We start from the raw sequence: 12,568 nt of genomic DNA on the forward strand, positions 1-12,568 counted from the left end.
GGTCACGGAATCGACCCACGGGACCGGCATGCCGGATTCAGACAGACGAAGCTGACACGGATTCTTCATGAGCATTCTCATCGACAAGCATACTCGCGTCATCTGCCAGGGTTTCACCGGCAAGCAGGGCACTTTCCACACCGAACAGGCCATCGCCTACGGTACGCAGATGGTGGGCGGCGTGACTCCCGGCAAGGGGGGGCAGCGACATCTGGGGTTGCCGGTGTTCGATACCGTGCATGATGCGGTCCGTGATACCGGGGCCAATGCCACCATGATCTACGTCCCGGCCGCCTTTGCCGCCGACGCCATCCTGGAGGCCGCGGATGCCGGAATCGAGGTCATTGTCTGCATCACCGAGGGGATTCCCGTGTTGGACATGCTCAAGGTGAAGGCCGCCCTGACCCACGGTTCAGCCTATCTCATCGGCCCCAATTGTCCGGGAATCATCACCCCGGGGGACTGCAAGATCGGCATCATGCCGGGCCATATTCATCAAGCGGGCAAGGTGGGAATCGTCTCCCGTTCCGGCACCCTCACCTACGAGGCGGTCAAGCAGACCACCGATACGGACCTGGGTCAGAGCACTTGCGTGGGTATCGGCGGTGATCCCATCCATGGGATGAACTTCGTGGACTGTCTGCGCCTGTTCCAGGAAGACGAACAGACCGAGGGCATCATCATGGTGGGCGAGATCGGCGGCAGCGCCGAGGAAGAAGCCGCGGCCTTCATCCGCGACCACGTGACCAAGCCGGTGGTGGCCTATATCGCCGGTGTCACCGCACCACCGGGGCGCCGGATGGGACATGCCGGGGCGATCATCTCGGGCGGCAAGGGCACTGCGGACCAAAAATTCGATGCCCTGGCGGCCGCCGGTGTTGCTGTGGTGCGTTCCCCTGCGGATATGGGGGCGCGGCTCAAGGCCTTGATGGGCTGAACGGCCACTGTCGACACGTTTACGGACCACCGCCCTGTGAGGGTGGTGGTCTCCTGTTGCTACCTGTTTCATTACGTCCGGATCATGACAGACACCCTCAAGATCGCCCTGGCGCAAATCAACCTCCTGGTGGGCGATGTGGAAGGCAATGCCGACCGGGTGATAACCGCCGCTCACGAGGCGCGGGATCATCACGGTGCCGACCTGATACTGTTTCCCGAACTGACCCTTACCGGTTACCCGCCGGAAGACCTGCTGATGCGTGGTACCTTGCTGCAGCGTGCCGAAGAGGCCCTCAAGCGCATCGCCCGGGAGGTCTCGGGGATCGACCTGGCGGTCGGTCTGCCCCTGCGGGAGGCGGGATACCTCCACAACAGTGCGGTGTATCTGCGTGACGGCAAGGTGCTGGCCCGCTACCACAAGCAGGTCCTGCCCAATTACAGCGTGTTTGACGAAAAGCGCTATTTCAAGCCTGGCGAGGGTCCCTGCGTGGTGGAGATCAAAGGCCTGCCGGTGGCCCTGGCCCTGTGCGAGGACATCTGGGTCTCCGAACCGGCCCGTCGGGCCCAGTCCGCCGGTGCCCGGTTGCTGCTGAGTCTCAACGCCTCTCCCTTCCATCTCTCCAAGCACAATGAGCGACTGGCGGTGCTGCGCGAGCGGGCCCATGAGACCGGCTTGCCGGTGGTCTATCTCAACTTGGTGGGTGGCCAGGATGAACTGGTCTTCGATGGTCATTCTCTGGTGGTGGATCGCGACGGAGCACTGCGGCTGGTCGCGCCCGCCTGGCAGGAGGGTATCCATACCCTGGACGTGCATTTTGATCGCCGTGACATCAGCATCAGCGGTGGTATCCTGGCGCCCCTGCAGTCGCCGGAGGAAAGTCTGTATCAGGCCCTGGTCCTGGGGGTGCGGGACTATGTGAACAAGAATGGCTTCAAGGGCGCCCTGCTGGGGCTCTCGGGAGGGATCGACTCCGCCCTGACGTTGTGCATCGCCGTGGATGCCCTGGGTGCTGAGCGGGTGGAGGCGGTGATGATGCCTTATCACTATACCGCCGGCATGAGCCGGGAGGACGCCGCCGCCCAGGCCCTGATCCTCGGGGTCCGGTATCAGGAGATTCCCATTGCGCCCATGGTCGAAGCCTTCATGGCCGGGCTGGCGGGGGTCTTTGCCGGCCTGCCGGCGGATACCACCGAGGAGAATATCCAGGCCCGTTGTCGGGGCACCATCCTCATGGCCCTCTCCAACAAGAGCGGACGCATGTTGCTGACCACCGGCAACAAGAGCGAGATGGCGGTGGGCTATGCCACCCTCTACGGGGACATGGCCGGCGGCTTTGCCCCGCTCAAGGATGTCTCCAAGCTCTGGGTCTATCGGCTGGCCCGGTATCGCAATACCCTGGGGCCGGCCATCCCCGAGCGGGTGATCGAACGTCCGCCCTCGGCGGAGCTTGCCCCCGATCAGCGGGATGAGGATAGCCTGCCTCCCTACGAGATCCTGGACGGGATTCTGGAGCGCTTCGTGGAGCAGGACCAGTCCTTCACCGACATCGTCTCCGCCGGCTTCGAGCCGGCCACCGTGCGCCGTGTAATCGGCCTGGTGCTGCGCAATGAATACAAGCGCCGACAGGCGCCACCCGGGGTCCGGGTTACCCGCCGTGCCTTCGGCAAGGACCGGCGTTATCCCATTACGTCGGGTTATGGCAGGCTGTTAAGCTAGCGTGATGTCTTTGCAGTACCTTCATCCTGTTTCCATGAGTCATTAGGAACTAAACCGTATGAAAAAGATTGAAGCCATCATCAAGCCGTTCAAGCTCGAGGACGTCCGCGAGGCGCTCATGGAGATCGGTGTGACGGGGCTGACCGCCACCGAGGTCAAGGGTTTCGGCCGGCAGAAGGGACATACGGAACTGTACCGGGGTGCCGAGTATGTGGTCGACTTCATTCCCAAGGTGAAGCTGGAGATCGGTGTCGATGACGGTCTGGTGGATGCCTGTGTGGATGCGATCATCAAGGCTGCCCGCACCGGCAAGATCGGGGACGGCAAGATCTTCGTGACCGATATGGAGCGGGCCATCCGCATCCGTACCGGTGAGGAAAACAGCGATGCCCTGTAAGTAAACAGGTCTTGGCACCGCCTTGCATGGGCAGTGAGGCCATGTCCGCCCGTGGCCTCACTGCCGTCCCGGATCCGGGCTATCGGTAAGTTACCACCTCATCCAGGCGCCGTCGCTGGGACGATTCCGGCAGTTCCGCCGGGTAGCCTACGCAGAGCAGGGCCAGTGGCCGCAGACCCGGTTCCAGGGAGAGGGTGTCGGCCACGGCCTGCTCGTCGAACATCCCCACCCAGGTGGAGCCCATCCCTGCGGCCACCACCGCCAGCTGGGCGTAGGCGGCCACGATGGTGGCATCCTGGATGGAGAACAGTTCCCGGCCCCGTTCACCGTATTGCTCGGCCGAGCGCTGTGCATCACTGCAAAAGACCAGGCAGACGGGGGCCTCGGCGATGAACTGCTGTCCGTTGGACGCCTCCGCCAGCCTTGTGCGCAGAGCCGCGTCCTTCACGCAGATGATGCGGTAGGACTGCAGGTCCCCCGCAGAAGGGGCGGTCACCGCGGTCTCCAGGATGGCGTGCAATTTTTCCGGCTCTACCGGCATGTCGGCCTGGTAGCGGCGGATGGAGTGCCGATGCCTGACGGTCTGAAAGAAATCCCACATCCTCAACGTCCCCCCTGGGTAGTGTTTGAATCGGTTGCGTGGAATCAGGTGCCTTGTCTGAGCCTGTCGGCCCGGTCAGGGAAGTTCAACTCCAGCACCCGCAGGGCATCCCCGGCCAGATCGTCGAGTTTCAACCGGCGGTAGGCCTTCACCATGACCTCCAGGGCGTCGGGTACCGACTCGGCGCCTTCGTAATGTTCCAGTACATGGGTGCCCCGCTGCGCGGCCGCCAGCCAGGCGCCCCGGCGCATGTAGAAGTCCGCCACATACATCTCATGGGCTGCCAGCCGGTTTCTCAGGTGAACCATGCGCTGACGGGCATCCTCGGCGTAGCGGCTGTCGGGAAACGTGCGTACCAGGGTGCCGAAATCATCGAAGGCATTGCGCAGGGGGACCGGGTCGCGGCGGGCCTGATCCTGGGGGATCCAGCGGTTGAGGAAGCTTTGGTCTCGCTCATAGTTGATCAGCCCGCGCAGATAATAGGCATAATCTACATGGGGATGCCTGGGATTCATCTGGATGAAACGATCCACGGCCGCCAGCGCCATTTCCGCTTCCTGAGCCTTGTAATAGGCATAGGCGATCTCCAGCTGGCCCTGTTGGGCGTGGCGGCCGAAGGGGAAGCGGGCTTCCAGGATCTCGTAATATTCCACCGCCTGGTCATAATTGCTCCGCTCCAGGGCCGCCTTGGCCTCTTCGTAGAGCTGGCTGGCGGACCAGTCCCGGGTGGGGTCCTGGCGCATGGAAGCGCAGCCGGAGGCCAGACTGGCGATAAGCAGGAGGGTCAGGACTGAGCGAAGAGCTGTCATTGGGCGCGAAGACTGAGATAATTGAGACAACGAGTATAACCGACGGCCCCCGGCACATGACCAGAACCATCGAACTTGCGGGGGAAATCCCGCCCGAACTGGCCGGCAAGCGTCTGGACGCCGTGCTGGCGCAGATGTTCCCGGAATATTCCCGCAGCCGTATCCAGCAGTGGATCGAGGATGGCGCGGTGTTGGTGGCGGGAGAGCACCCCCGCACCCGCCAGAAGACCTGCGGGGGGGAGCCGGTACGGATCCGTGCCGCCCTGGATGCGCCGGGCCGGGATGAAGCCGAGGACCTGCCCCTGGAGTTGATCCACGAGGATGACCACCTGTTGGTGATCAACAAGCCGGTCGGGCTGGTGGTGCATCCAGCCGCCGGGCATCCCCAGGGGACGCTGGTCAATGCCCTGCTGCATCACGCCCCGGAGCTGGCCCATTTGCCCCGTGCCGGCATCGTCCATCGTCTGGACAAGGATACCTCGGGTCTGCTGGTGGTGGCCCGCACCCTGGCGTCGCACACCGACCTGGTGCGCCAGCTCCAGGCTCGCACCGTGGGGCGTGAATACCTGGCCCTGGTACAGGGCGCCCTGGTGGCCGGCGGCACGGTCGATGCCCCCATCGGTCGTCATCCGGTGGACCGCAAGCGCATGGCGGTGGTGACGGGGGGACGGGAGGCCGTCACCCATTACCGGGTGGAAGAACGGTTTCCCGGCCATACCCTGCTCAGGGTCAACCTGGAAACCGGGCGTACCCACCAGATCCGGGTACACATGGCCCACCTGCATCATCCCATCGTGGGCGATCCGGCCTATGGTGGACGCCTGCGCATCCCCGCCGGTCTGTCCGAGACGGCCATGGCAGCCGTGCACGGGTTTCGTCGCCAGGCCCTGCATGCGGCACGTCTTACCCTGGAGCACCCTGATGGTTCCGGCACTCGGAGTTGGGAAGCCGGTATCCCGGCCGACATGCAGGGCCTGCTGGAAGCCCTGCGCGTCGGCTGAATCGGCCGTGTATCCCGACAGGCGGGGTTTTCCTTATCTTGGGCAGGCGTTATCATTGAGCCGTTTTCGCAAACCACGAAAACACTTGTCAGGCAACAGAGGTTTAATTGTCGATGGACAGTTGTTGTAGATGCATGCGTGGTGAGGCCGTGAGCGGCTGTAGACCGGCATGTGACTGCGTCCGTCGGGGTCGCCCCCTCCAGCGGTAATCCGCCGCGCTCCGGGCTCCCTGATGGACCGCATCGCGTCGGTCGGATCAGGGAAACCGGTATTCGCATCATCCCGAATGTACCTTGCCATGGGCGTCTCAGCGTCCCGGCGCGGGATGGGTGCCTGCCGAATCCGGGTACCGTTTTCTCGGAATTGTGCCGCTTCCCTGTGCTCCTGGTCTCTCCCCATGCCGCACCGGCCTTCAAGGCCGCGTCCTCGTGCGTCCCGATCGGTCTGCCTTCGGCAGCCAAGGAGAGAATCATGACCCGGATAATCAAGAACATGAACCGGCTGATGACCCTGGCCTTCAAGGCCCTGGAGTCCCAGGCTCGCCGTACCCCCGAGGCCGGTAACCCCGTGGTCGAGGCCGTGACCCGCGCCTGTCGCCAAGGGGATTTCGGCAGCGCCCGGCTGAACTTTCTCAAGCTGGCCCAGCAATCCCAGATCGGGGTGCTCCAGACCATGGACGAGCAGGCCATCCGGCGTCTGGCCCTAGGGCTGCCCGACGCCACCCTGGCGCGACTCTGCGCCCAGGGGCCCGCCCCGTTGAGTGAAACCATCGCGCGTTCCCTGCCGGAAGGGCGTCGTCGCGGTGTATCCCTGATGAGCGAGCGGCATCGGCGCCATCAGGCCTGAGGGCGCCGGCATGAACCGCCGGTGTTTCTTCCGACCGCATGTTCCAACCGGGCCAAGGCATGGAATCGACTCGCATTCACGATCTGGACGAACTGAACGAATTGCTCTCCCAGGGGGATCTGCCTGCGGTGCGCGGATGGCTGGACGAGATGCGTATCCAGGACATCGCCCAAGCCCTCATGACCCTGGACGGAGAGGTTCGCCGCGATGTGTTCCGTCTGCTCCCGGCGGGACGGCGGGCGGATGTCTTTGCCTACCTGGATCCCCTGCATCAGCTCCAGCTCATCCGTCAGGCATCTCTGGACGAAGGGCGCCATCTGCTGTCGGAGATGCTGCCGGATGATCTCACCGCCCTGCTGGAAGACCTGCCCAGGGGAGAGGTCCGGCAGTTGCTGCGCCTGTTGCCGTTCCGTTCCATTCGTCGCGCCTTGACCCTGCTGGGATATCCGGAGGACAGCTGTGGCCGGCTCATGACCACGGCGGTGGTGAGTGTGCGTCCCGACTGGAGCATGGCCCGTGCCCTGGATCATCTCCGGGTGCAGGCGGGCCGTGGCGAGACGGTCAATCTGGTCTACGTCACCGATGACCAGGGCGGGCTGCTGGGGGTGCTGGCCCTCAAGCATTTTCTCAAGTCGCAGATGGATGTCCCGGTGTCCACACTCATGACCGGCCGGGTGGTGTCCATCGATGCCCATGCCCCTCAGGAGGACGCCCTGCGGATGATGCGTCACTATGACCTGCCGGCCCTGCCGGTGGTGGATCAGGACCGTGAACTGCTGGGCATCATCACCGTGGACGATGTGCTGGATGTGGAGCAGGAAGAAAGTACCGAGGACTTCCAGAAGATGGGGGCGGTGGGCAGTCTGCACCTGGGCCTGCGCCAGGCCCATCCCTGGTTGCTGTACCGCAAGCGGGTGGGCTGGTTGCTGATTCTGGTGGCGGTGAACATCATCGGCGGTTTCGTGATCGCCGGGTATGAAGAGGCCATCGAGGCCTTGGTGGCGCTGGTGTTCTTCCTGCCCCTGATCATCGACAGTGGCGGCAATGCCGGGGCACAGTCCGCCACCCTGATGGTTCGCGCCCTGGCCACGGGCGAGGTCCATCCCCGCGATTGGCTGCGGCTCTGGGGCAAGGAACTGGGGGTGGCCACGGCCCTGGGGGCGACCATGGCCCTGGCGGTCTCCGGGCTGGGGCTATGGCGGGGGGGCATGGAGATCGCCGTGCTGGTATCCATGGCCATGATGCTGGTGGTGCTGGTGGGCAGTCTGGTGGGCATGATCCTGCCCTTCATCCTGGCGCGCCTGCGCCTGGATCCGGCCACGGCCAGTACCCCGTTGGTGACGTCCATCGCCGACGTGGCCGGGATCACGATCTACTTCGGCCTGGCGGCCGCCTTGCTGGGACTTCAAGGACAATGAGCGATTATCTCAAGCACGCGCAATTTTTCGCGCAGGTGAGTCGACGCGACTGGGAGGGCCTCAAAACGATGCTGGCCTCCCTGCAGAACCAGGATGTGGCGGCACTGAGCCAGGCGCTGCCCCCCGAGGACTGGGTCCCGGTGATCCGGCTACTGCCCAGGGAGCGGATGGCCGATGTGTTTTCCTATCTGAGCCTGGAGCAGCAGACCCGCGTCCTGGCCGAACTGAGCGATGACGAAAATGCCCGCCTGCTGACGGCGTCATCCTACGATGACGTGGCGGAACTGTTGGAGCATCTGCCGAAGCTGGAGTCCGCCCGGCTCATGGCGCTGCTGCCCAAGCCCCGGCGTCGGGTGGTCAAGGGGCTCCTGAATTATCCAGCCGACAGCGCGGGACGCCTGATGACGCCCGGCTTCGTGGCCGTGCGCCCGGACTGGACCCTGGAGGCGGCGCTGGCCTACCTGCGCGATCATTTCTCGCAGGGCGAGACCGTGAACGTGGTCTTCGTTACCGAGACCGATGGGCACCTGCTGGGGGCGATCAAGCTCAAGGATCTGCTGTTTGGTTCCCCTCGCCGCCGGGTGGACAATCTGCTCAAGGAAGCGGTGGTCCGGATTCAGGCACGGGCCGACCAGGAAGAGGCCGCACGGCTGATTCGTCACTATGATCTGGAAGTGCTGCCGGTGGTGGATGAACGGGAGGTCCTGGTGGGGATCATCACCGTGGATGATGCCCTGGACGTGGTGGAGGAAGAGACCACGGAAGACTTCCTGCGCATGGGCAGCGTGGGTACCATCGCGCCCGGCCTCAAGGACGCCGCCATGAGTCTGCTCTATCGCAAGCGGGTCGGGTGGTTGGTGATACTGGTCTTCGTGAACCTGTTCAGCGGGGCGGCCATCGCGGTATTCGAGACCACCATCGAGGCGGTGGTGGCGCTGGTCTTCTTTCTGCCTCTGGTGATCGCCACCGGCGGCAACGCGGGGTCCCAGTCTTCGACCCTGATGGTCCGCGCCCTGGCTACGGGGGATGTTCAGCCGCGAGACTGGCTCGGGCTGTGGGGCAAGGAACTGCTCGTATCCATCGCCCTGGGTGTCACCCTGGGGCTGGCGGTCTGGGGCGCGGGGATCTGGCTGGGCGGGCCTGATGTGGGACTGGCGGTCGCCATCGCCATGGTGCTGGTGGTCATTTTCGGCAGCATGATCGGGATGTTGCTGCCGGTGATCCTGACCCGTCTGAAACTGGATCCGGCCACGGCCAGTGCCCCCCTGATCACGTCCGTTGCGGACGTGGGGGGCATTCTGGTCTATTTCTCCGTGGCGACGGCCATTCTGCAGCTGGGTTGAGGGCGGCGCCCGCCCCGCGGCATCACATCTCCCGCCCGAAGGCCTCCTTGAATCGCGCCTTGATGTCTTCAAAGCTTGGTCGATGGTTCTGCGGCCCGGTCTGCTCGATCTTGATGGCCCCCATCACCGCAGCCACCCGGCCCGTGGTCTCCCAGTCCAGGCCACTCATCAGGCCCCACAGCAGGCCGGCCCGGTAGGCATCACCGCATCCGGTGGGGTCCTTGATCCGGGCAATGGGCGCGGCGGGGATGCGCAGGGTCTTGCCGCCGGTGTAGATCACCGAGCCTTCACCGCCCTTGGTGATGATCAGGGCCTCCACCTGGGCCGCCAGTTCCTCGGGGTTCCAGCCGGTACGCTCACTCATCAGTTGGGCCTCGTAGTCATTCAGGGTCACGTAGGTGGCCTGTTTGACGAACCGGCGCAGGTCCACGCCGTCGAACATGGGCATGCCCTGGCCCGGGTCGAAGATGAAGGGAATGCCGGCCTCGGCAAACTGCTCCGCATGCTGGATCATGCCGTCCCGCCCGTCGGGGGAGACGATGCCCAAAGTGACGCCCTCGGCATCGCTCACCTTGTTGAGATGAGCGTCATTCATGGCGCCGGGGTGAAAGGCGGTGATCTGATTGTCGTCCTGATCGGTGGTGATGAAGGCCTGACCGGTATAGTGCTCGGGGATCATGCGAATGTGGCGGCGCGAGATGTCGCACTCATCCATCCATTGGGCATAGGGCTCGAAATCCGCACCTACGGTAGCCATGGGCAGGGGAGCGCCGCCCAGCAACTTGAGGTTGTAGGCGATGTTGCCCGCGCAGCCACCGAACTCCCGGCGCATGTCCGGCACCAGGAAGGAGACGTTGATCATGTGTACCTTGTCCGGGAGGATGTGGTTCTTGAACCGATCGGGGAAGACCATGATGGTGTCAAATGCATAGGAACCGCAGATCAAGGCAGACATTGGAACTCCTCTGGATGAAGGGGGTGAACAGGGGCGGATCCCCGTCCGGATGGGCTGACATGATAGTGATCCGAGCCGGCGATTGCGAATATCCACCCGGGCGAGCTCTGAAAATGAGATGCGTTTTATCGAAAGCGTCGTGATTTCCTGCTAAAACATAGTCTCTGAACCCATCAAGACACGGGGTATCGTCATGAGTGGAGCTTGTGCAGTGGCGGGGCGAGATCGCCACCAGTCCTTGGGCGAGGAAATCGCCAACAGCATCAGCCACGGGGTAGCCCTGGCAGCGGTGCTGATGGGCATGCCCTTTCTGCTGCTGGCGGCCGTGCGGACCGGTAATGCGGGATTCATCGTCGGCGTCAGCATCTTTTCCGTCACCATGGCCTTGCTGTATCTGGCCTCCACCCTTTATCACGCCTTGCCTCAGGGGCAGGGCAAGCGGGTGTTCAAGATCCTTGATCATTCGGCCATCTATCTGCTGATTGCCGGGACCTATACGCCCTTTACTCTGGGCGTGCTCAGCGGCCCCTGGGGTTGGACCCTGTTCGGTCTGGTGTGGGGTCTGGCAGCTCTGGGCGTCTTCCTAAAGTCCCTCAATGGCCTGTCCCATCCCATCCTGTCCACCGGGCTGTACCTGCTCATGGGCTGGTTGATACTGATTGCCATCGTGCCGCTATATCAGCTGATGGAACCGGCGGGGCTGGTCTGGCTGGTGGCCGGCGGTCTGGCCTATACCGGTGGGGTGGCGTTCTATGCCCTGGACCACCGTCTGCCCTACGGGCATTTCATCTGGCATCTGTTTGTGATGGCCGGGACGGTGTGCCACTACTTTGCCGTGCTCTGGTACGGGGCCGGGGTCTAGCGCAACCGGTCAGTGCGGGCAGCGCAGATCCCGGGCCGGTTGTTGCTCCTGCGTCGGGCCGCAGTCCCCGGCCGGAGCGGCCGGGGACTGCGCCACCGTGCGCCGCGTCTGTCGGTACAGCGGCTCGTCGGGCGCCAGACGCGATGCGCATGCCGCGGCTTCCCGGGCCATCTTCCCGCAGCCGCGGGCGTGCAGCACATGGGCCAGGTTGTTCCAGCCCGCATGGGAGGCCGGGTCGTGGGTGACAAGCGCCCGCAGGGCCTGTTCCGCTCCGTCCAGATCCCCCTGGGCATACAGGGCATTGCCCAGGCCGATCCACCCCACCGGATGCGCCGGCCAGGCTCGGGTGGCGGTGCGATAAGCCTCGGCGGCGGTCTCCAGTCGACCGGTGCGCTCCAGGTCGTTCGCGGCCCGCAGCCAGCTCAGGGGCGTCGCGGTGGCGGGAAGTCGCTCCGGGGGCTGCGCCAGGAAGGCCCAATATCCGGCACGGCGCCAAGTGCGTTCGAAACGGCGCATCGTGTTCACGTGACGCTCAAGGGTGCCCGAGCGCAGGATCACCGTTGCCTCGTCCAGGTCGTAGCCGATGACTACGGCGTAGTGCCAGTAGGGCGCCCAGTTCAGCCCCAGGTTCTGGAACACCACTACCGGATGCCCGGCCGCCACTTCCTCCAGCAAGGCATCCATGCGGGGTGGCAGAGACCAGGCCACCAGCTCCCGACTTCGTGTGGCCGCCAGCATCTCGGTCTGCAGGCTGCCTTGGCGTGCGGGTACATAGACCTCGCTCACCAGTGTCTGTGGCGTGACCTCGATACCCTGCACATTGAGTACCGTGGCCAGGGCGGCGGGACCGCACTGGTAGAGGTCCTGGGGGTGGAAAGGGGTGTCCGTCAGCTCCACCTGACGGGGCAGGTCCCCGGGCGACTCGCGGAGCAGGGCAGGGGCCTGCAGCGGTGCGGCGCAGCCTGCAAGCAGCAAGCTGATCAGGGCCGCCGGGAGCAGCCATGCCCCCGCGCGGCCCTGACGCAGATGGCCGGTACCAGGGATCAATTTACCGGTCGGACGAAGGGGAAGATGTCGGTGGCGCCGATGGCATCGGTGATGATGAAGATGATGAAGATGAGTACCACTACGCCCAGGACGCTGGCAGCCCCGGCGGGCATCTCTTCCAGTCGCTCATTGAGCAGGCGCACCTCCTCGTCGGTCATGCGGGCGATGCGTTCCGCTGCCTCTTCGCCGCTGACTCCCAGGCGGGCCAACTGTTGCTGCACGTCCGCTCGTTCCAGACTGGAGAGCAGCTGTGCCCGGTCCACCAGGCCTTGTTCCGTCTGGATCAGGCGCTCGGTACCTACCATGCCGGCGTGAATCGGACTGGTGACGGTGGCCAGCAGTGAGAAGATGCAGAGCAGTGTCAGCAAGCGTCTGATCAGCGGATGTCGGGTCATGGGGAAGCCTCGTGGTGATACTGAAGTGGGGGACCAGTGTGCCACGGTCGTTGCTTGAACATCCGGGCATGATGCACATGTTTTCAGGCTCATTGTCCCGCCCTTGCAATCGCCGGGTCAACGGGGTGGAAGGCGTCCAGGGCAGGACGGTGGAGGGTCCTGCGCATCATTTCCCGCGGCGGCCCAAGGGCATATGCGCTAACATCGTGGGCTTACCGGGCCGTGTGTCCGCCAGATC

Annotated in this window: 13 protein-coding genes; 8 read left to right on the forward strand and 5 right to left on the reverse strand. The window is 64.3% G+C overall.

What is annotated here, in order from left to right; genetic code table 11:
- The first annotated feature begins 67 nt into the window (after positions 1-67).
- The 3 genes from sucD to LQ956_RS09900 all read left to right on the forward strand — a co-directional run bounded on the left by sucD (position 68) and on the right by LQ956_RS09900 (position 3,053).
- A complete protein-coding gene (sucD, locus tag LQ956_RS09890; RefSeq protein WP_238622387.1) occupies positions 68-937 on the forward strand; it encodes a succinate--CoA ligase subunit alpha in 870 nt (289 codons plus the stop codon).
- An 84-nt stretch (positions 938-1,021) separates the two neighbouring features.
- Positions 1,022-2,656: an NAD+ synthase gene (locus LQ956_RS09895; RefSeq protein WP_238629452.1), complete on the forward strand. Its 1,635-nt coding sequence runs from the start codon at positions 1,022-1,024 to the stop codon at positions 2,654-2,656.
- 58 nt (positions 2,657-2,714) lie between these two features.
- On the forward strand, positions 2,715-3,053 hold the full coding sequence (locus LQ956_RS09900) for a P-II family nitrogen regulator (RefSeq protein ID WP_025280632.1): 339 nt from the start codon (positions 2,715-2,717) through the stop codon (positions 3,051-3,053).
- A gap of 79 nt (positions 3,054-3,132) precedes the next feature.
- Here LQ956_RS09900 and LQ956_RS09905 read toward each other — a convergent pair whose 3' ends face one another.
- Together LQ956_RS09905 and LQ956_RS09910 are read right to left on the reverse strand one after the other, a co-directional pair.
- Positions 3,133-3,654, reverse strand: a complete 522-nt coding sequence (locus LQ956_RS09905; protein ID WP_238622389.1) for a nitroreductase family protein — start codon at positions 3,652-3,654, stop codon at positions 3,133-3,135.
- A gap of 44 nt (positions 3,655-3,698) precedes the next feature.
- Positions 3,699-4,463, reverse strand: a complete 765-nt coding sequence (locus LQ956_RS09910; RefSeq protein ID WP_238622390.1) for an outer membrane protein assembly factor BamD — start codon at positions 4,461-4,463, stop codon at positions 3,699-3,701.
- Between the two features lie 56 nt (positions 4,464-4,519).
- On the opposite strand from LQ956_RS09910, the gene rluD reads away from it, so the two are divergent.
- From rluD to mgtE (LQ956_RS09930), 4 genes are all read left to right on the forward strand, one after another.
- Positions 4,520-5,464, forward strand: coding sequence for a 23S rRNA pseudouridine(1911/1915/1917) synthase RluD (gene rluD, locus LQ956_RS09915; protein ID WP_238629453.1), 945 nt, complete (start codon positions 4,520-4,522; stop codon positions 5,462-5,464).
- A gap of 471 nt (positions 5,465-5,935) precedes the next feature.
- Positions 5,936-6,310, forward strand: a complete 375-nt coding sequence (locus tag LQ956_RS09920) for a hypothetical protein (RefSeq protein WP_238622392.1) — start codon at positions 5,936-5,938, stop codon at positions 6,308-6,310.
- 59 nt (positions 6,311-6,369) lie between these two features.
- Positions 6,370-7,728, forward strand: coding sequence for a magnesium transporter (gene mgtE, locus LQ956_RS09925; RefSeq protein WP_238629454.1), 1,359 nt, complete (start codon positions 6,370-6,372; stop codon positions 7,726-7,728).
- The gene (mgtE, locus tag LQ956_RS09930) at positions 7,725-9,071 is read left to right on the forward strand and encodes a magnesium transporter (protein ID WP_238629455.1); all 1,347 of its coding nucleotides are present in this window, start codon (positions 7,725-7,727) and stop codon (positions 9,069-9,071) included. Before mgtE (LQ956_RS09925) ends, mgtE (LQ956_RS09930) begins: the two co-directional genes overlap by 4 nt.
- Positions 9,072-9,093: 22 nt before the next feature.
- On the opposite strand, the gene LQ956_RS09935 is transcribed toward mgtE (LQ956_RS09930), so the two are convergent.
- On the reverse strand, positions 9,094-10,026 hold the full coding sequence (locus LQ956_RS09935) for a carbohydrate kinase family protein (protein WP_238622271.1): 933 nt from the start codon (positions 10,024-10,026) through the stop codon (positions 9,094-9,096).
- 193 nt (positions 10,027-10,219) lie between these two features.
- Here LQ956_RS09935 and trhA point away from each other — a divergent pair, with 193 nt between their 5' ends.
- Positions 10,220-10,888, forward strand: coding sequence for a PAQR family membrane homeostasis protein TrhA (gene trhA / locus LQ956_RS09940; RefSeq protein ID WP_238622272.1), 669 nt, complete (start codon positions 10,220-10,222; stop codon positions 10,886-10,888).
- Positions 10,889-10,897: 9 nt separating this feature from the next.
- Here the strand turns inward: trhA and LQ956_RS09945 are convergent, their stop codons facing one another.
- Positions 10,898-11,935 carry a PA2778 family cysteine peptidase gene (locus LQ956_RS09945; RefSeq protein WP_255722325.1) on the reverse strand — a complete coding sequence of 346 codons (1,038 nt, stop codon included), beginning with the start codon at positions 11,933-11,935 and terminating at the stop codon, positions 10,898-10,900.
- Complete coding sequence (locus LQ956_RS09950) at positions 11,932-12,330, reverse strand: DUF6627 family protein (RefSeq protein ID WP_238622273.1); 399 nt, start codon at positions 12,328-12,330, stop codon at positions 11,932-11,934. Before LQ956_RS09950 ends, LQ956_RS09945 begins: the two co-directional genes overlap by 4 nt.
- Positions 12,331-12,568 lie beyond the last annotated feature (238 nt).

Origin of the sequence: Ectothiorhodospira lacustris, from assembly GCF_022227845.1 — a bacterium.
GTDB lineage: Bacteria > Pseudomonadota > Gammaproteobacteria > Ectothiorhodospirales > Ectothiorhodospiraceae > Ectothiorhodospira > Ectothiorhodospira lacustris.